This is a genomic window from Vogesella mureinivorans (assembly GCF_007644035.1).
Classification (GTDB): Bacteria; Pseudomonadota; Gammaproteobacteria; order Burkholderiales; family Chromobacteriaceae; genus Vogesella; species Vogesella mureinivorans.
In genome coordinates this window covers 25,637-43,769 of the sequence record NZ_VMTV02001001.1, presented here as the reverse complement: position 1 = coordinate 43,769, position 18,133 = coordinate 25,637, and the positions used below count along the sequence as shown (strand labels likewise).

Sequence of the window (18,133 nt, the reverse complement as noted above, 5' to 3'; positions counted from 1 at the left end):
GAACTTGAGCAATATTTCAGGATACCACAAGGCGCTGTTGTGGTTAAGCCGGGCTTGCCTCAGACAAACTGCAGCGCAACAAACAAGCGTTTCAGGTTAAAATTGCGCGTTTTTCAAACAGTTACGTCTCAAAAGACGAGGGGAGGGCATGTCATCATGCTAGAAAGCTTCTTCAAGCTTAAAGAGCACGGCACGGACGTCAAGACCGAGGTCATTGCCGGTTTCACCACGTTCCTGACAATGGCTTACATTGTTATCGTGAACCCGGCCATCCTGTCGATTACCGGCATGGATTTCAACGCCGTGTTTGTTGCTACCTGCCTGGCTGCTGCGCTGGGTACCGCCATCATGGCACTGGTGGCCAACTACCCGATCGCGCTGGCGCCGGGTATGGGGCTGAACGCCTACTTTACCTTTACCGTGGTAAAGGGCATGGGCATACCGTGGGAAACGGCGCTGGGTGCCGTGTTCATTTCCGGTATCGTGTTCCTGGCGGTGAGCCTGTTCAAGGTGCGCGAAGCCATCGTGAACGCCATTCCCCAGTCGCTTAAGTTTGCCATCTCGGCAGGTGTGGGCTTGTTCCTGGCCATTATCGCGCTGAAAAACGCCGGTGTGGTGGTGGATCACCCGGCTACGCTGCTGACCATGGGCAATATGCACGACCCGAAAGTGCTGCTGGCTATCCTGGGCTTCTTCATCATCGTGGCGCTGGAGTACCGCAAGGTACACGGCTCCATCATTATCGGTGTGCTGACGGTGACGGCGCTGTCCATCATGCTGGGTCTGTCCAGCTTTGAAGGCATCTTTGCCCCGGTGCCCAGCATCGAACCGACCTTCATGAAAATGGACCTGGAAGGCGCCATGACGGCAGGCCTGCTGGGCGTGATTTTCGTGTTCTTCTTTGTGGACCTGTTTGATACCACCGGTACCCTGGTAGGTGTGTCGCACCGTGCCGGCCTGCTGGACAAAGACGGCAAGCTGCCACGCCTGAAGCGCGCGCTGATGGCCGACTCGGTAGCCATTACCGCCGGTGCGGCCATGGGTACGTCGTCGACCACTGCCTACATCGAATCGGCTGCGGGTACCGCCGTGGGTGGCCGTACCGGCCTGACCGCGCTGGTGGTGGCCATCCTGTTCCTGGCCTGCCTGTGGATTTCGCCGCTGGCCAAGACCGTACCGGCTTACGCTACCGCGCCGGCACTGTGCTACGTGGCCGTGCTGATGACCCGTGGCCTGGCCGAGATCAACTGGGATGACCTGACCGAATCCGCCCCGGCGGTGATGACTGCCGTGGCCATGCCGTTTACCTTCTCCATTGCCGACGGTATCGCTTTTGGCTTTATCAGCTACGCCGTGATCAAGATTCTGGCTGGCCGTTTTGCCGACCTGAAACCGGCTGTACTGGTGATTGCCGGCCTGTGGGTGGTGAAGCTGGCGTTCTTCCACTAAGGCATAAAGCATGGAAAACCTGAGTAACCTGGACTATTCGCGCTACCTGAAGGGCTGGATCCGCACCGTGCCGAACTGGCCGAGCGAGGGGGTGATGTTCCGCGATATTACCCCGCTGCTGCAGAACCCCAAGACCTTCCGCATGCTGATCGATATCTTTGTGCACCGTTATATGGGCGAGAAGATCGATATGGTGGCGGGCCTGGACGCGCGCGGTTTCATCATCGGTTCGGTGCTGGCGTACGAGCTGAACGTCGGCTTTGTGCCCATCCGCAAAAAGGGCAAGCTGCCCTACACCACGGTGGCGGAAGAGTACGAGCTGGAGTACGGCAACGCCACGGTGGAAATGCACACCGATGCGGTGAAACCGGGTGACCGTGTGGTGCTGATCGACGACCTGATCGCCACCGGCGGTACCATGATGGCAGGTTACAAGCTGCTGCAGCGCCTGGGCGCCGAGGTGGTGGAAGCGGCCGGCATTATCGAGCTGCCCGAGCTGGGCGGCGGCGACCTGATGCGCGGCCTGGATATCCCGCTGTTTACCGTGTGCTCGTTCGACGGCCACTAGTCGTTACGGTCACGGCCAAAAGCCCTGCTTGCTCGCGCAAGCAGGGCTTTTTTGTTGGGGTTGGCCGCAGCGTGCCAAGGCACGGCTGCGGCCAACCTTGGTGCAGCGCTTATAGCTTGAAGCGTGCCAGCAGGCCCTGCTGTTCGCCGGACAGGCGCTGCAGGTCGGCCACCTCACCACTGGCGTGCGGCCAGCCTCATCGGCGATTTGCCCGGCTTTTTGCCTGTGCTACGCCTGGCTTGCCAGCCCTGGCAGGTTAAAAAGCAAAAAGCCCCTGACGGGGCTTTGTGTGGCTAAGCAGGCAGGGCTTAGCTGTTGCTGCGGGTAATGTTGGCGCCCACGGCGTTGAGCTTGTCTTCGATGTGCTCGTAGCCACGGTCCAGGTGGTAAATGCGGTCCACCACGGTTTCGCCTTCGGCGACCAGGCCGGCAATCACCAGGCTGGCGGAGGCGCGCAGGTCGGTGGCCATGACAGTGGCACCGGACAGCTTTTCTACCCCCTTCACGATGGCGGTATTGCCTTCCACTTCGATATTGGCGCCCATGCGGTTCAGCTCGGGTACGTGCATGAAGCGGTTTTCGAAGATGGTTTCCGTCATCACGGCGGTGCCTTCCGCGATGGTGTTCAGCGTCATCATCTGCGCCTGCATATCGGTAGGGAAGGCAGGGTGTGGCAGGGTGCGCACGTTTACCGCTTTCGGGCGGCGCTTCATGTCCAGCGAGATCCAGTCATCACCGCACTCGATGATGGCGCCGGTTTCGGCCAGCTTGTCCAGAATCACGTCCATGGCACGCGGGGCGGCGTTGCGCAGTACCACGTGGCCCTGGGTCATGGCACCAGCAACCAGGAAGGTACCGGCTTCGATACGGTCCGGCATGATGGCGTGTTGTGCGCCGTGCAGACGCTCTACACCTTCGATTACCAGGCGGTCGGTGCCGATGCCCTGGATCTTGGCACCCATGGCCACCAGGCAGTTGGCCAGGTCGACGACTTCCGGCTCGCGCGCGGCGTTTTCCAGAATGGTGATGCCCTCGGCCAGCGTGGCAGCCATCATCAGGTTTTCGGTACCGCCTACGGTGACCATGTCCATCATGATGTGCGCGCCGCGCAGGCGCTTGGCGCGGGCTTTGACATAGCCGTGCTCGATAGAGATTTCTGCCCCCATGGCCACCATGCCCTTGATGTGCTGGTCTACCGGGCGGCTACCAATGGCGCAGCCGCCTGGCAGCGATACGGTGGCTTCGCCGTAGCGGGCCAGCATGGGGCCCAGCACCAGAATGGACGCGCGCATGGTTTTCACCAGCTCGTACGGTGCCACCAGGGTGTCCAGCTGCGAGGCGGTGATTTCGACTTCATGCACGTTGTCGGTCATCACGCGAACGCCCATGCCTTGCAGCAGTTTTTGCGTGGTAGACACATCGCGCAGCATGGGTACGTTGCTGAGCTTCAGCGTGTCGGCGGTCAGCAGGCCTGCGCACAGGATGGGCAGGGCGGCATTTTTGGCGCCGGAAACGCGGATTTCACCATTGAGCGGGCCGTTGCCGCCTTGAATGACCAGTTTTTCCATTATGTTTTTTTTAGCCTTGTTGCTGCGCCCATTCTTCCGGGCTGAGTGTCTTCATCGACAGCGCGTGGATTTCGGCACGCATGCGGTCCCCCAGTGCGTTGTAGACCAGCTGGTGGCGCTGTACACGGTTGCGGCCGGAAAACTCGGGGCTGACGATGACTGCTTCAAAGTGGGTACCATCGTCACCCAGTACCTGGATATGCTCACAGGCAAGGGTGGAGGTGATGACGTTCTGGATATAGTCTGCACTAACCATGGTAAATCCTGTAGGAAAGCTGTCAAAAAACGGTGCGGGCTTACTGGCGTAATTTGTAGCCGCTACCGATCAAATACAAGGACCAGCTTGCCAGTGCGGCAAAACTGCCCCCCACTACCGCCAGCGAAAGCCAGGGGGAGACATCACCCTGGCCAAAGAAGCCGTAGCGGAAGCCGTCAATCATGTAGAACACCGGGTTCAGGTGGGACACGGTTTTCCACAGGGGTGGCAGGCTGTTGATGGAGTAAAACACCCCTGACAGGAAAGTCAGCGGCATGATGATAAAGTTCTGGAAAGCGGCCAACTGGTCGAATTTATCGGCCCAGATGCCTGCCACAATGCCCAGTGTACCCAGTACGCCACAGCCCAGTGCGGCAAAAGTCAGTATCCATAGCGGGTGGCTGGGTAACGGCAGGCCAAACCAGGCGGTGACCGCCAGTACGCCAGCCCCCACTACCAAGCCCCGCACGATGGCGGCCAGCAGGTAGGCACCAAAAAACTCCAGTGCGGTAAGGGGCGGCAGCAGCAGGAACACGATATTGCCGGTGATCTTGCTTTGTATCAGGCTGGACGAGCTGTTGGCAAAGGCGTTTTGCGCCATCGACATCATCACCAGGCCGGGTATCAGGAAAGCGGTATAGCTCACGCCGGGGTAGGCTTCAACGTGCTGCGACAGCACGTGCGAGAAAATCAGCTGGTACAGCAGCGCGGTCAGCACCGGGGCCATCACGGTCTGGAAGGCTACCTTCCAGAAGCGCAGGATTTCTTTTTTGAACAGCGTCATGAAGCCGTGCATCACACTCGCCCCCCATGCATCATTTTCACAAACACCTGCTCCAGGTCCGTTTCGTGGATAGACAGCTCGCGCACCTCTACTGCGGCCAACCTCAGCTCGCGCAGTACATCTTCCAGGCGGGCAATATCGGCTAGCTGCAGGATGTGGCGGCCATCCGCCTCGCGCACTTTCAGTGGCTGCAGGCTGGCGGGCAGCGCTGCGGCCAACTTCAGCGAGATCTCGCGGGTGGCGCTATGCGCCAGCAGCTTGTCCTTGTTTTCCAGCGCCAGCAGTTTGCCTTTTTTCAGCATGGCGATGCGGCTGCACAGGGTTTCGGCTTCTTCCAGATAGTGCGTAGTCAGCACGATGGTATGGCCGGCCTGGTTCAGCTCTTGCACAAAGGCCCACAGGCTTTGGCGCAGCTCCACGTCTACCCCGGCTGTGGGTTCGTCCAGCACGATCACCGGTGGCCGGTGTACCAGTGCCTGCGCCACCATCACGCGGCGTTTCATGCCGCCGGACAGCGCGCGCATATTGGTGCCGGCTTTGTCGGTTAGCCCCAGCTTGTGCAGCAGCTCGTCTATCCAGGCATCGTTGCGGCGAATGCCAAAGTAGCCGGACTGGAAGACCAGGGCTTCGCGTACGCTGAAAAACGGGTCGAACACCAGTTCTTGCGGTACCACGCCCAGGGTCATGCGTGCCTGGCGGGCGCTGCCTACCGTGTCGTGGCCCATGATGCGGATATGGCCGCTATCCGGGCGCGACAGGCCAGCCATGGCGGAAATCAGGGTGGTTTTACCGGCGCCGTTGGGGCCGAGCAGGGCAAAGAACTCGCCCTGCGCTACGGTGAAGCTGACGCTATCCAGTGCCTGCAAGCTGCCAAAGCGCTTGCTGACGGACTCGATGCTGATCGCGTGGGTCATGGCCAAATGCGGTGTTGTCTGCGGGAAAGCGCGGAGTATACGCCAATCAGGCCGCGGGTGCAGCGCCCTGTAGCCAGCAATCATCACGGAAAACCCCGACAAAATAAGGGCTTAACATGGCAGATAGATGGCGGTGGATGGTGTCGTTTTCGATGGCAATCATCCAGCTATGGCACAAGCCGCCGCACAAGGAGTGCAGGCCGATGGCGGCCAGTGCCGGTACCACGCCTGGGCGTAGCAGCCCTTGCTGGCCGGCTTCTTCCAGTACACGGGTGAGCAGCGCTTCTTTTTCCTGTGTCCAGCTAAGCTGTTCCAGCAGCAGGGGGGCCATTTCGCCCACCTGCTCGCAGCCTATGTGGTGGATGGCGCAGATACGGCGCATGCGCTGGTCGTGATAGAGCAGATCGAACATGGCGTGCACGTGGCGCCATAGCCGCGCAGCCGGGTTGTAATGTGTATCCAGCAAGATACCGTCAATGATTTCCAGCGCCGGTACGATGCGGTCACACAGCGCGTTGAACAGGTCCAGCTTGTTGGCGAAGTGCCAGTAGATGGCGCCACGGGTCAGCCCCGCTGCCGCAGCAATGTCGGTCAGCGAGGTGGCGGCCACGCCTTGCTCCCAGAATACCTTTTCGGCGGTATCCAGTAGCAGCTGGCGGGTTTGTTCGGCTTCTTCGCGTGTTTTTCTGGCCATGTCAATAAAAGGGGTATCAAAACGGGCGTAAGGATAGCGACAAACCGGGGTGTCTGCCGTACTGTTTGTTTACATACATGCGTGAATGTATGTATTATCGCACCAAAATAGCCAATGTGCTGCCTGAATGTGTGTTGCATTGCCGCAAACAGGCCTGCAGCGCATGCAGTCATGTCGCTTGCATTGTGCAGCTAGCGGCTACACTGAAAACCATCACACACCGCCAGGTGGGCTGCTGCGCCGCCCGCCTGGCTAATTTGTATCGAATAAGCCTGCATTGCATTCAGGCAAACCCCTTCTCTTATCAAGGAGCGTTCCGTGATACCCACCAAACTGAACCATGCCGCCCTCCTGCCCTTGGCGATCTTGCTGGCTGCTTGCGGCCAACCTGCTGGCCAGGCAGGCGGCCACGGCGGCCAGATGCCCCCCATGCCGGTATCGGTAAAAACCATGCAGGCCGCCGATGTGGCGCTGGTCAGCGAATACGTGGCGCAAACCAGCGGCTCGCGCGAGGTAGAAGTGCGCGCCCGCGTGTCCGGTATTTTGCAGAACCGTGCTTATACGGAAGGCAGCACCGTGAAAGCCGGTGACTTGCTGTTCCAGATCGACGCCGCGCCTTACCAGGCTGCCGTAGACCAGGCTGCCGCCACACTGCAACTGCAGGAAGCCGGCCTGATTCGCGCCCAGCAAGACCACGACCGCGTGATTCCGCTGTTCAAGGAAAACGCCGTCAGCCAGAAAGACCGTGACGACGCTGTAGCGGCGCTGGCCAGCGCCAAAGCGTCGGTCGCCGCCGCGCGTGCCGGGCTGAAAAGTGCGCAGATCAACCTGGACTACACCCGCGTGACGGCGCCGATTGGCGGTGTGACCAGCGCCGAAGTGCGCTCCGAGGGCAGCCTGGTGCAGCCGGGCGAGGGCGGTTTGCTCACCCGCATTTCGCAGCTGGACCCTATCCATGTGAAATTCTCGCTGTCGGATAACGATGTGCTGAAAGCCCAGAAGTTGGCCGCAGAGGGCAAGCTGCGCCTGCCCGCCGGTAACCGCTATACCGTTAGCCTGAAGCTGCCGGACGGTGCCCAGTATGGCCGTGACGGGGTGATCGACTTTGCCGACCGCGTGATCGACCCGGCTACCGGTACCTCGGCTGCCCGTGCCACCTTTGCCAACCCGCAGGGCCAGCTGCGCCCGGGCCAGTTTGTGCGTGTACAGCTCAAAGGCGCTACCCGTCTGGGCGCGCTGGTGGTACCGCAGCAAGCCGTGCTGTCCAGCCAGCAGGGCAAAATGGTGTGGGTGGTAGGCAAAGACAACACCGCCGAGCCGCGCCCGCTACAGCTGGGTGAGGCCACACCGGCCGGTTTTATCGTGGAAGGTGGCCTGAAGGCCGGCGAGCAGGTGATCGTGGATAACCTGATCAAGCTGCGCCCGGGTGCCAAGGTAGCCCCGCAAGCGGCCAAACCTGCTTCTGCGCCGGCTAACGGCTAACCAGGGGGAAGCACACCATGTTTTCAGCCTTTTTCGTACGCCGGCCGATTTTTGCCAGCGTGATCTCCATCGTCATCCTGCTGGCCGGTTTCTTTGGCATGCGGGCGCTGCCGGTGGAGCAATATCCGCAGATCGTGCCGCCTTCGGTAGCGGTCACGGCCAACTACCCTGGCGCCTCTGCCGAAGTGGTCGCCGATACCGTGGCATCGCCACTGGAGCAGGCCATTAACGGTGTGGACGACATGCTGTATCTGCAGTCCACCAGCGCCAGTAACGGCCGCCTCACGGTCACGGTGACCTTCAAGATCGGTACCAACCCCGACCAGGCCACCATTAACGTGAACAACCGCGTGCAGTCTGCGCTGTCGTCGCTGCCGGAAGAAGTACGCCGCCAGGGCGTGAACGTGCGCAAGCAGGCGGCCACCTTCCTGCAGGTGATCTCGCTGTACTCGCCGGACAAGCGTTTTGACACCCTGTTCATGAGCAACTATGCGCTGCTGAACGTGGTAGATGAACTGAAGCGTATTCCGGGGGTAGGGCAGGTTACCAACTTTGCCGGCCAGGACTACGCCATGCGTATCTGGCTGCGCCCGGACCGCCTGTCGCAGCTGAACCTGACCCCGGGCGACGTAGCACGGGCCATTCGCGAGCAGAACGCGCAGTTTGCTGCGGGCAAGATCGGTGGCACGCCTACCGGTGAAAAACCCGATTTCACCTACACCATTACTACCAAGGGCCGTTTCAGCGAGGTGTCCGAGTTCGAGAACATCATCGTGCGCAGCGGCAGTGGCGGGCAGCAGGTACGCCTGAAAGACGTGGCACGGGTAGAGCTGGGCGCGCTGTCGTATGACTTCACCGGCCAGCACAATGGCCGCCCCAGCATCCCTATCGGTATCAATCTGGCACCGGGCGCGAACCAGCTGGACACCGCCAAAGCCGTGCAAGAGCGCATGGACGAGTTGGCCGCACGCTTCCCGCAGGGCCTGTCCTACGCTATTCCGTACGACACCACCCGCTTTGTGGAAGTGTCCATCGAGGAGGTGATCCACACGCTGGCCGAAGCCATGGTGCTGGTGTTTGCCGTGGTGTACCTGTTCTTGCAGAACTGGCGCGCTACGCTGATCCCGGGCCTGGCGGTGCCGGTGTCCATTGTGGGCACCTTTGCCGGCATGTATATCTTTGGCTACTCCATCAACACGCTCACGCTGTTCGGCATGGTGCTGGCCATCGGTATCGTGGTGGATGATGCGATCGTGGTGCTGGAAAACGTCGAGCGCATCATGTCGCAAGAGGGCAAGCCGCCGTACGAGGCCACCCTGCAAGCCATGAAGGAAGTGAGCGGCCCGGTGGTCGCCATCGTGCTGGTATTGTGCTCGGTGTTCATTCCGGTGGCGTTTCTGGGCGGTATTGCCGGCCAGATGTACAAGCAGTTTGCGATCACCATTGCCATCTCGGTCACCATCTCCGGCATTGTGGCGCTCACGCTGACCCCGGCGCTGTGCGCGCTGATGCTCAAACCCGAGCACCAGCACAGCAACCGCTTCTTTGACGGCTTCAACCGCTTCTTTGACAAGCTCACTGTCAGCTACGGCAATGGCGTGTCGTTCCTGATTCGCCGCAGCCTGCTGGCGCTGGTGATGTTCGGTGTGCTGATTGGCGCCTCGGTATGGCTGTTCAAGCTGATTCCGTCGTCGTTGGCGCCCGAAGAAGACCAGGGCTACATCATTGCCGCCACCATTCTGCCCGACGGCGCGGCCATCAACCGCACCCAGGACGTGATGAGCCGCTTCGACAAGCAGATTGCGGCCAACCCGGCGGTAAAAGACGTGATGAGCTTTGCCGGCTTCGACATTCTGTCCGGTACCAACCGCAGCAACACCGGCGTGACCTTTATCACCCTGAAGCCATGGGACGAGCGCAAAGCGCCCAACCTGTCGGCGCAAGCGGTGGTGGGTGATGTGTTCCAGAAAGGCATGATGGTGCCGGAAGGCCTGGTGCTGGCGTTCAACCCGCCACCGATTTCCGGCATGTCGTCCACCGGCGGTTTCGAGGCCTATCTGCAAAGCCGTAACGGTGCTACCAGCGCCGAGCTGGCAGAGCAGGCGCAGAAGCTGATGATGGCAGCGGCCAAACGCCCCGAGCTGGCGGGGGTGCAAACTACCTTCTCGGCCAACGTGCCACAGCTGAACGTGCAGCTGGACCGCGACAAGGCCAAATCGCTGGGCGTGGCGGTAGGTGACGTATTCGACGCCATGAGCAGTACCTTTGGCTCGCTCTACGTGAACGACTTCAGCAAGTTCGGCCGCATCTTTACCGTGCAGCTGCAGTCCGAAGCCAGCTTCCGCGACAGCGTGGAAGACCTGCGTAATGTGTTCGTGCGCGGCCAGAACGGCCAGATGATCCCGCTGACCAGCCTGGTGAAAATCGAGCAGAGTACCGGCCCCGAGGTGGTAGACCGTTACAACGCCTTCCCTGCGGCCAAGTTCGTGGGTGGCCCGGCGCCAGGCTACAGCTCGGGCGAGTCGCTGGCGGCCATGGAGCAATTGGCCCGCGAAGTGCTGCCGGATGGCTACACCCTGGCGTGGACCGGCTCGGCCTTCCAGGAAAAATCCACCAGCGGTTCGTCGTCCATGGTGTTTGTGGTGGCGCTGCTGATGGTGTTCCTGATTCTGTCGGCGCAGTACGAACGCTGGACCCTGCCGTTTGCCGTGCTTACCGCGGTGCCATTTGCCGTGTTTGGCGCGCTGCTGGCCACCTGGATGCGTGGCCTGGCGAACGATGTGTACTTCCAGGTAGCGCTGGTCACGCTGATTGGCCTGGCGGCCAAGAACGCCATCCTGATTGTGGAGTTTGCCGTGATCAAGATGGACGAGGGCATGAACCTGGCCGACGCCGCCATTGATGCGGCCAAGCTGCGCTTCCGCCCCATCGTCATGACCTCGCTGGCCTTTATTCTGGGTTGCGTACCGCTGGCCATTTCCAGTGGCGCCGGCTCGGCCAGCCGCCACGCCATTGGTACCGGCGTGATTGGCGGCATGTTGGCCGCCACCTTTATCGCGGCGCTGTTCATCCCGCTGTTCTTCAAGCTGATCATGCAGCTGTCGCAGGGCAAGGCCGCCAAACAAGGAGAAAAACATGAAGTTTAAGCAAGCCTTGATGCCGCTGCTGGTTGCCGCCGCGCTGTCGGCTTGCGCCGCAGTCGGCCCCGACTACCAGCGCCCCAGCCTGCCGCTGCCACAGGGTAGCCAGCAGGCGCAGGTAGACGCGCACTGGTGGCGCCAGTTTGGCGACGCCACGCTGAACCGCCTGATTGCCGACGCCCAGCAGTACAACCGCGACCTGCAGCAAACCGCCGCCCGCGTGGAAGAAGCCGCTGCGGCGGCCGGTGCCGCCCGTGCCAGCCAGCTGCCGCAGGTGAATGCCAGCCTGGGCGGTGCCCGCGCACAGACCTCGCGCTACAGCAGTGGCGCCGGTGCCATCGGCGAAAGCTACAGCGGCGGCCTGTCGGCCAGCTGGGAATTCGACCTGTGGGGTAAGGAAGCGCGTAAACGCGAAGCGGCCAACGCCGACCTGGCGCAAACCGAACGCCTGCTGGATGGTGCGCGCCAGTCGCTGAGCGCCCAGGTAGCCAGTACCTACTTCCAGCTGCTGAGCTACGACGCGCAGCTGGCATCGGTACAGGCCACGCTGCAAGGGCGGGAAGAAAGCCTGACACTGCGCAAGAAGCGCTTTAACGGCGGCATGACCTCCGAGCTGGAGCTCAAGCAAGCCGAAGCCGAGGCCGCCTCCGCCCGCGCTGCCGTGCCGCGCCTGAAGCAAGCAGTACGCCAGACCGAGCACGCGCTAGCGGTGCTCACCGGCGTGAACCCGCGCGAGCTGATTACCCCGCTGGCACGCGGCAAGGCGCTGGACGCCCTGGCCGTGCCGCGGGACATCCCGGCCGACCTGCCATCGGACCTGCTGCTGCGCCGCCCGGATATCGCGGCGGCAGAAGCGCAGCTGGTGGCGGCCAACGCCCGTATCGGTGTGGCGCGCTCGGCCTACTTCCCCAGCATCGGCCTGTCGGCTGGCCTGGGCAGTGCCAGCCTGGAGCTGTCCAAGCTGTTTACCGGCCCGGCACAAACCTGGAGCTTTGCGGCCAACCTGGCCGCGCCCATTTTCAATAATGGCCAGATTGCCGCTGGCGTAGACGCCGCCAATGCCCGCCAGAAGCAGGCGCTAGCCGCCTACGAAAAAGCGGTGCAGGCAGCGTTTGCCGACACACTGGACGCCTTGTCTGCGGTGGGGACCTCGCGCGATACCGAAGCGGCGCAGGCCCAGCAGCTGGCGGCCATGCGTGGTGCCCTGCGCCTGGCGCGCCTGCGCTACGACGCGGGCTACAGCAGCTATCTGGAGGTGCTGGACGCCGAGCGTAGCGTGTTCCAGCTGGAGCAATCCCAGTCTGATGCGCGCCTGTCGCGCCTGCGTGCCGTGGTGAGCTTGTATAGCGCGCTGGGTGGTGGCTGGCAGCCGGGCTAAGCCGCGCGCTGCCCGCTGTTACCGCCCGTCAGGTAGGTGCCTGGCGGGCGTTTTTCTGTTTAGCCCGGCATGACCGGCCCAGGAGGAAGGCATGAGCCTGTTCGGCTTTCTGAAACAGTTTATCCGCCAGCATTGGCCGCGCTACCTGGCGGCGGCCGCCATGCTGGCCTGCGTGGCGGTGCTGACGGTAAGCATTCCGCGCCAGGTTGGCCGCATTATCGATGGCCTGGTGGCTGGCACGTTGGCCGGTAGTGCCTTGCACTGGCAGCTGGCCGCCCTATTGGGCATGGGCCTGGCCATTTACTTTTTGCGCGTGGGCTGGCGCCTGCAGCTGTTTGCCGCCAGCTACCGGCTGGGGGTAGACCTGCGCGTGGCGCTGTATCGCAAGCTGGCGGCGCAGGGGCCGGGCTTTTACCAGCACCAGCGCACCGGCGACCTGATGGCGCGCGCCACCAACGATATCGACGCGGTGGAGATGGCCGCCGGCGAGGCCATGCTGGCCGGTTTTGACGGCGCGCTGACGCTAGTACTGGTGCTGGGCATGATGACGCTGGGCGTGGACTGGCGGCTGGCGGCGGTAGCGCTGCTGCCTTTCCCGCTGATGGCCTTTGGTTTCTGGCGCATTTCACGCCATGTGCACCAGGCGTCTACCGATTCGCTACAGCGCTTTTCGGCGCTGAACGACCACGTACAGGAAACCCTTAGCGGCGTGCGCACCCTGCGGGCGCTGGGGCTGGAAAGCCGCAACCGCCGCACCATGGCGCAGCTGGCGGCCAACGCCGCCGACGCCAGCCTGGCGGCCCAACGCTGGGAGGCAGCGTTTGAACCCACGGTAGGCATGACACTGACCGCCGCCAGCGTGCTGACGCTCTCGCTGGGTGGCTATCTGGTGTGGCACGGCAGCCTGAGCATTGGCCAGCTCACCAGTTTTTCCATGTATCTGGGCCAGCTGATCTGGCCCATGTTTGCTGCTGGCTGGGTGCTGGCGCTGCTGGAGCGCGGCAAGGCGGCTTGGGCGCGGCTGGACCCTATCTTGTCTGCCCCGCTTACCGTAGACGACCATGGCAGCGAAGCAGGCGTTCCCGCCGGCACGCTGCAGCTGCATGAGGTGAGCTTTAGCTACCCGCAGCAGCCGCAGCCCGCGCTGGCTGGCGTGAGCCTGAGTCTGCCCGCTGGTGGCGTGCTGGCGCTGGTGGGGCCTACCGGCAGCGGCAAATCCACCCTGCTGAAGCTGCTGCTGCGCCAGTATTCCCCCCAGCTTGGCCGCATCCTGTGGCAGGGGCGGGCGCTGGACGATTACACGCTCAACGCGCTGCGCAGCGCCATCAGCTGGGTGCCGCAGGAGGCGTTTTTATTCTCTGCCAGCGTGGCCGACAATATCGCGCTGGTGAAACCCGACGCCAGCCGCGCCGATATCGAGCGCGTGGCACAGCTGGCCGCCGTGCACGACGACATCCTGCGCCTACCACAGGGCTACGACACGCCGGTAGGGGAGAAAGGCGTCAGCCTGTCTGGCGGCCAGCGCCAGCGGGTAGCCATCGCCCGTGCACTGCTGTCCGATGCGCCGCTACTGATACTGGACGACGCGCTGTCGGCGGTAGACACCCAGACCGAAACCGCCATCCTGCAGCACCTGCGCGCGGCGCGGCAGGGGCGCACGCTGCTGATTGTGAGCCACCGCCTGTCTGCCGTGGTGGACGCCGACGAGATACTGGTACTGAAACAGGGCCGCGTGACCGAGCGCGGCCAACATAGCCAGCTGTTAGCGCTGGATGGCTGGTACGCCAGCCAGTGGCGCTATCAGCAACTGGAGGCCAGCCTGGATGAGTGCTGAGCGACAACAAGCCATGGCGCTACTGCGCCATGCCGCCGCCCCCGAACGCCGCCACGTGTGGCTGGGCTTTGCCTGCCTGCTGTTGGCCGCGCTACTGGAAGCGTGCGGCCCGCTGCTGGGCAAGTACTTTATCGATAACTATCTGCTGCCACGGCACTGGGTAGCACTGGATGTGGCCCTGCTGCTGGGGGGCATTTTGCTAAGCGGCCTGGTGGCGACCTTGCTGCGCTACCTGCAGCTGCTGCGCCTGGCCGGGGTGGCCATGCGCTCGGTACGCCGCCTGCGCGAAGAGGTATACGGCCATGTGCTGGCGCTGCCGATGGCGTTTTTCGACAAGGCCATCACCGGCCAGCTGGTCAGCCGCGTGACCAACGATACCGAGGCGGTAAAGCAGCTGTACGTGCAGGTGCTGTTTGTGATGCTGGACAGCATCATCGTGGTATGCGGCGCGCTGGCGGCCATGGTGTGGCTGAACTGGCGGCTGGCGCTGGTGGTGATGCTGCTGTTGCCGGCGGTGTTTCTGATTGTGTGGCTATACCAGCGCTGGAGTGCGCCGTCGGTCACGCAGGCGCGCCAGCTGCGCAGCGATATCAATGCCCAGGTGGCCGAATCCATTGCCGGCATGAGCGTGCTGCAGGCCAGCGGCGCAGAGCAGCGCTTTGCCCGGCGGTTTGCCGATACCAACCAGCAGCTGTACGGCGCGCGCATGGCCGAGCTGCGCGCCAACGCCTGGCTGCTGCGCCCGGCGCTGGACCTGCTGAATGTGCTGCTGCTGGCCACCGTCATCTGGGTATTTGGCAGCCACCGCGTGAGCGGGCTGGAGGTGGGCGTGCTGTACGCCTTTGTCAGCTACATTGCCCGCGTGGTGGAGCCGCTGATCCAGATCACCATGCAGTTTTCGCAGCTGCAGCAGGCGGTAGTCGCCGCCTCGCGGGTAAATGGCTTGCTGCGCGAAGGGTTGGCCGCAACCGGCGGCGAAGGCAGCAGTATTGTGGCGGGCGAGGTGGCCTTTCGCGGCGTGCGTTTTGGCTACGATGCCGCCCACCCGGTGTTGCACGACGTGTCTTTGCACATACCCGCCGGTGCGTTTTACGGCATTGTCGGCCATACCGGCAGCGGCAAATCCACGCTGCTGTCGCTGTTGCTGCGCTTTTATACGCCGCAGGGGGGAGATATCTGCATCGATGGCCGGCCGCTAGCCGAGATGAGCGACCTGGCTTTCCGCGCCGGTGTGGGGCTGGTGCCGCAAGACCCCTTCCTGCTGGCGGCCAGCGCCCGCGACAACATCGACATGGGGCGTGGCCTGAGCCAGGTAGCGATCGAGGCTGCCGCGCAGGCGGCTGGTGTGCACGAGCTGATCATGGCGCTGGAGCAGGGCTACGACACGGAGATGGGCGAAGGCGGCACCCGGCTGTCGGTGGGGCAAAAGCAGCTGATTGCCATTGCGCGGGCGCTGGCGGGCCAGCCGCGCATTTTGCTGCTGGACGAGGCAACATCGCATATCGATAGCGAAACCGAGCAGCTGGTGCAGCAGGCGCTGGCGCGTTTGCACGGCAAGGTCACGCTGATTTCCATTGCGCACCGCCTGTCTACCATCCGCGACGCAGACCAGATTGTGGTACTGAACCACGGCGCCATTGCAGAGCAGGGCAGCCACGACGCCCTGATGGCGATCGAGGGCGGCATCTACCAGCGCCTGTACCTGCTGCAGCAATTGGAGAGCGTGGTAGCGCAGGGCTAGGCCTGTGGTGTGGAGAAAGGTTGGCCGCAGGGCCGCCAGCAGACAAACAAACGGCTACCCGAGGGTAGCCGTTTGTTTGCCTGAGCGCGTGCTCAGGGGGCGGGGGCAGCCGCCAGCGGGGCCGAGGCGTCTGGCTGCTGCGGTACGGCAGCGGCAGGCTCGGTGGCTGGCATGTATTCCGGCACCAGATCGTCGATATTGTCGTCGTCCGGGTTTTGCTGGCTAGCCGGTGGGGTGAAGCCCACCTTGGCGTTACGGTACTGCAGATAGCCGTCGCGCATATAGCTGTAGCGGTCCAGTGCAGCCTCGCTGAATGTGTCATCCAGACCCAGCAGTTTTTCGCGGGCACCCACGCCGTACAGAATGGTAGCCGCGACCGCATCGCGGTTTTCCTGGAATACCCACGAGCCGCTGCTGTAGCCAAACGACAGCCCCATGCCGGTACCGTCGCGCACGGTGCTGGGGCCCAGTAGCGGAATGACCAGGTAGCTGCTCTGCTTCCAGCCGTAGTGGGCGAAGGTGTCACCCAGGGTGGCTTTATAGCTGGGCAGGCCCATGGGGGTGGCCAGGTCTATCAGGCCGAATAGCCCGAAGGTACTGTTGATCGACACGCGCAGCACGTCGGTGGCCGTTTTTTTGCCTTCCAGCTGCAGGGCATGGTTGGCCAGGCTGTAGACATCGCGCAGGTTGTCGAACACATTGCCCACGGCGGTGCGTACCGGCTGCGGCGTGATAGTGCGGTAGCCCTCGGCTACGGGCTTCAGTACGTACTGGTCGGCTTTGTCGTTAAAGCTGAATACCACGCGGTTCATGGGTTCCAGCGGGTCTTGCGGGTGGCCACTGCTGCTGGCGCAGGCGGTGAGTGCGCAGCAGGCCACCAGGATCAGCGGCTGTTTCATGGTGTATCGGTCCGGGTCAGGCCCAGCAGCGGTGCCAGCTCGTACAGCTGGGCCAGCACACGAATGCTGTCGGGTACGTTACGCAGGTGCAGCTTGCCGCCCTTTGCCTGCTGCTGGCGCAGGGCATTCAGCAGCAGGGCAATGGCGGCGGAGTCCACCTTGCCCAGCCCTGCCAGGTCCAGGCTGATGTCCCCGCCTTGCAAGGCGGGGGCTAGCTCGGCCTGGATGGCGGCAGCGCTGTCCATGCCCACGTCACCTTGCAGGGCAAGCTGGCCGGGGGCGGTACGGGTGATGCTCATGCCGGCTTGCCCGGCTGGTTTTTGTCTTTCAGCAGCTTGATCAGGCCATCCACGCCGTTTTTGCGGATTTCTTCGCCAAACTGGTTGCGGTAGATGGTGACCAGGCTGGCGCCTTCTACGCTGACATTAAAGATCTTCCAGCCCTGTGCGCCTTTGTACAGGGTGTAGTCCACCATCACGTTTTTCTTGTCGCCGCTGCCTGGCAGGGTAACTTCGGATTTCACCACGGCTTCACGGCCATTGTTGTTGATCTGCGCGTTGGGTTTCACGTCGATTTGCGCGCTCTTGAAGCGGGTCATGGTAGACGAGTAGGTGCGTACCAGCAGGGTCTGGAACTGCTCGGCCAGCTGGTTTTGCTGCGCCGGGGTGGCGGCGCGCCAGTCTTTACCCACGGCCAGGGCGGTCATGCGGGTAAAGTCGAACAGCGGTACCACCATGTCTTCTACTTGCTTGCGGACCTGGGCGGTGTTCTTGCCGTTTTCTTTTTTCAGCAGGTCCAGCGCGTTTTGCGAGGTGTTGCTGATAACGTCTACCGGGCTATCGCCAGCTGCCAGGGCCGGGGTGGACAGGCCAAGCATGAGCAGCAGGGTGGTGAACAGTTTTTTCATGATGTGCGTCTTTCTCTGGAGAGGTCTGGTTTATTCTGTTTTGGCCGGGGCGTCTTGGCTGCCCTTTTCGGCAAAGCTGGTCATGAACTTGCCGATCAGCTGCTCCAGCACCATGGCGGAGGAGGTCAGGCTGATGCGGTCGCCACTGGCCAGGTTGTCCGGGTCACCGCCTTGTACCAGGCCGATGTACTGCTCGCCCAGCAGGCCGGCGGTCAGGATCTCGGCGCTGGTATCGCGGCTGAACTGGTATTGTTTGTCCAGCGTCAGCGTGGCACGGGCCACGTAGCGCTTGGTATCCAGCTCGATATGGGTTACGCGGCCCACTACCACACCGGACGACTTCACTGGCGCTTTCACCTTCAGGCCACCGATATTGTCGAAGTCGGCGGTGAGCGTGTAGGTTTCACTGCCGCTTTGCGGCGTCAGGTTGGCCACCTTCAGCGACAGGAAAGTCATGGCAGCAATGCCGATGGCGACAAACAAGCCAACCCATAAATCAATCGTAGAGCGTTTCATTGT

Annotated in this window: 16 protein-coding genes; 7 read left to right on the top strand and 9 right to left on the bottom strand. The window is 62.5% G+C overall.

Annotation, left to right across the window (positions count from 1 at the left end):
• Positions 1-156 precede the first annotated feature (156 nt).
• Together FLQ44_RS22100 and FLQ44_RS22095 are read left to right on the top strand one after the other, a co-directional pair.
• Positions 157-1,449: an NCS2 family permease gene (locus FLQ44_RS22100; RefSeq protein ID WP_147696087.1), complete on the top strand. Its 1,293-nt coding sequence runs from the start codon at positions 157-159 to the stop codon at positions 1,447-1,449.
• Between the two features lie 10 nt (positions 1,450-1,459).
• Complete coding sequence (locus tag FLQ44_RS22095; protein WP_147696086.1) at positions 1,460-2,017, top strand: adenine phosphoribosyltransferase; 558 nt, start codon at positions 1,460-1,462, stop codon at positions 2,015-2,017.
• Positions 2,018-2,325: 308 nt separating this feature from the next.
• On the opposite strand, the gene murA is transcribed toward FLQ44_RS22095, so the two are convergent.
• The 5 genes from murA to FLQ44_RS24660 are packed head-to-tail and all read right to left on the bottom strand — an operon-like array spanning position 2,326 to position 6,233.
• Positions 2,326-3,585 carry a UDP-N-acetylglucosamine 1-carboxyvinyltransferase gene (gene murA, locus FLQ44_RS22090; protein WP_147696085.1) on the bottom strand — a complete coding sequence of 420 codons (1,260 nt, stop codon included), beginning with the start codon at positions 3,583-3,585 and terminating at the stop codon, positions 2,326-2,328.
• A gap of 10 nt (positions 3,586-3,595) precedes the next feature.
• On the bottom strand, positions 3,596-3,841 hold the full coding sequence (locus FLQ44_RS22085; RefSeq protein ID WP_017509850.1) for a BolA family protein: 246 nt from the start codon (positions 3,839-3,841) through the stop codon (positions 3,596-3,598).
• Positions 3,842-3,881: 40 nt separating this feature from the next.
• A complete protein-coding gene (locus FLQ44_RS22080) occupies positions 3,882-4,637 on the bottom strand; it encodes an ABC transporter permease (protein WP_147696084.1) in 756 nt (251 codons plus the stop codon).
• Complete coding sequence (locus tag FLQ44_RS22075) at positions 4,637-5,539, bottom strand: ABC transporter ATP-binding protein (protein WP_147685960.1); 903 nt, start codon at positions 5,537-5,539, stop codon at positions 4,637-4,639. Before FLQ44_RS22075 ends, FLQ44_RS22080 begins: the two co-directional genes overlap by 1 nt.
• 46 nt (positions 5,540-5,585) lie before the next feature.
• On the bottom strand, positions 5,586-6,233 hold the full coding sequence (locus tag FLQ44_RS24660; protein ID WP_147696083.1) for a TetR family transcriptional regulator: 648 nt from the start codon (positions 6,231-6,233) through the stop codon (positions 5,586-5,588).
• 318 nt (positions 6,234-6,551) lie between these two features.
• Here FLQ44_RS24660 and FLQ44_RS22065 point away from each other — a divergent pair, with 318 nt between their 5' ends.
• The 5 genes from FLQ44_RS22065 to FLQ44_RS22045 all read left to right on the top strand — a co-directional run bounded on the left by FLQ44_RS22065 (position 6,552) and on the right by FLQ44_RS22045 (position 15,808).
• The gene (locus FLQ44_RS22065) at positions 6,552-7,715 is read left to right on the top strand and encodes an efflux RND transporter periplasmic adaptor subunit (protein ID WP_147696082.1); all 1,164 of its coding nucleotides are present in this window, start codon (positions 6,552-6,554) and stop codon (positions 7,713-7,715) included.
• 17 nt (positions 7,716-7,732) lie between these two features.
• Positions 7,733-10,861, top strand: a complete 3,129-nt coding sequence (locus tag FLQ44_RS22060) for an efflux RND transporter permease subunit (RefSeq protein WP_147696081.1) — start codon at positions 7,733-7,735, stop codon at positions 10,859-10,861.
• Complete coding sequence (locus FLQ44_RS22055; protein WP_147696080.1) at positions 10,851-12,233, top strand: efflux transporter outer membrane subunit; 1,383 nt, start codon at positions 10,851-10,853, stop codon at positions 12,231-12,233. The genes FLQ44_RS22060 and FLQ44_RS22055 overlap by 11 nt, the downstream gene beginning before the upstream one ends.
• Before the next feature lie 91 nt (positions 12,234-12,324).
• Complete coding sequence (locus FLQ44_RS22050) at positions 12,325-14,067, top strand: ABC transporter ATP-binding protein (protein WP_147696079.1); 1,743 nt, start codon at positions 12,325-12,327, stop codon at positions 14,065-14,067.
• Entirely contained in the window at positions 14,057-15,808 is a 1,752-nt protein-coding gene (locus FLQ44_RS22045) for an ABC transporter ATP-binding protein (protein ID WP_170253065.1), read from the top strand. Before FLQ44_RS22050 ends, FLQ44_RS22045 begins: the two co-directional genes overlap by 11 nt.
• Before the next feature lie 92 nt (positions 15,809-15,900).
• On the opposite strand, the gene FLQ44_RS22040 is transcribed toward FLQ44_RS22045, so the two are convergent.
• The 4 genes from FLQ44_RS22040 to mlaD are packed head-to-tail and all read right to left on the bottom strand — an operon-like array spanning position 15,901 to position 18,130.
• Positions 15,901-16,707 (bottom strand): MlaA family lipoprotein, encoded by an 807-nt coding sequence (locus FLQ44_RS22040; protein WP_147696078.1) that lies wholly within the window; start codon positions 16,705-16,707, stop codon positions 15,901-15,903.
• Positions 16,704-17,006 (bottom strand): STAS domain-containing protein, encoded by a 303-nt coding sequence (locus FLQ44_RS22035; protein ID WP_147696077.1) that lies wholly within the window; start codon positions 17,004-17,006, stop codon positions 16,704-16,706. Before FLQ44_RS22035 ends, FLQ44_RS22040 begins: the two co-directional genes overlap by 4 nt.
• Positions 17,003-17,614 carry an MlaC/ttg2D family ABC transporter substrate-binding protein gene (locus tag FLQ44_RS22030; protein WP_147696076.1) on the bottom strand — a complete coding sequence of 204 codons (612 nt, stop codon included), beginning with the start codon at positions 17,612-17,614 and terminating at the stop codon, positions 17,003-17,005. Before FLQ44_RS22030 ends, FLQ44_RS22035 begins: the two co-directional genes overlap by 4 nt.
• 30 nt (positions 17,615-17,644) lie before the next feature.
• Positions 17,645-18,130, bottom strand: a complete 486-nt coding sequence (gene mlaD / locus FLQ44_RS22025; protein WP_147696075.1) for an outer membrane lipid asymmetry maintenance protein MlaD — start codon at positions 18,128-18,130, stop codon at positions 17,645-17,647.
• Positions 18,131-18,133 lie beyond the last annotated feature (3 nt).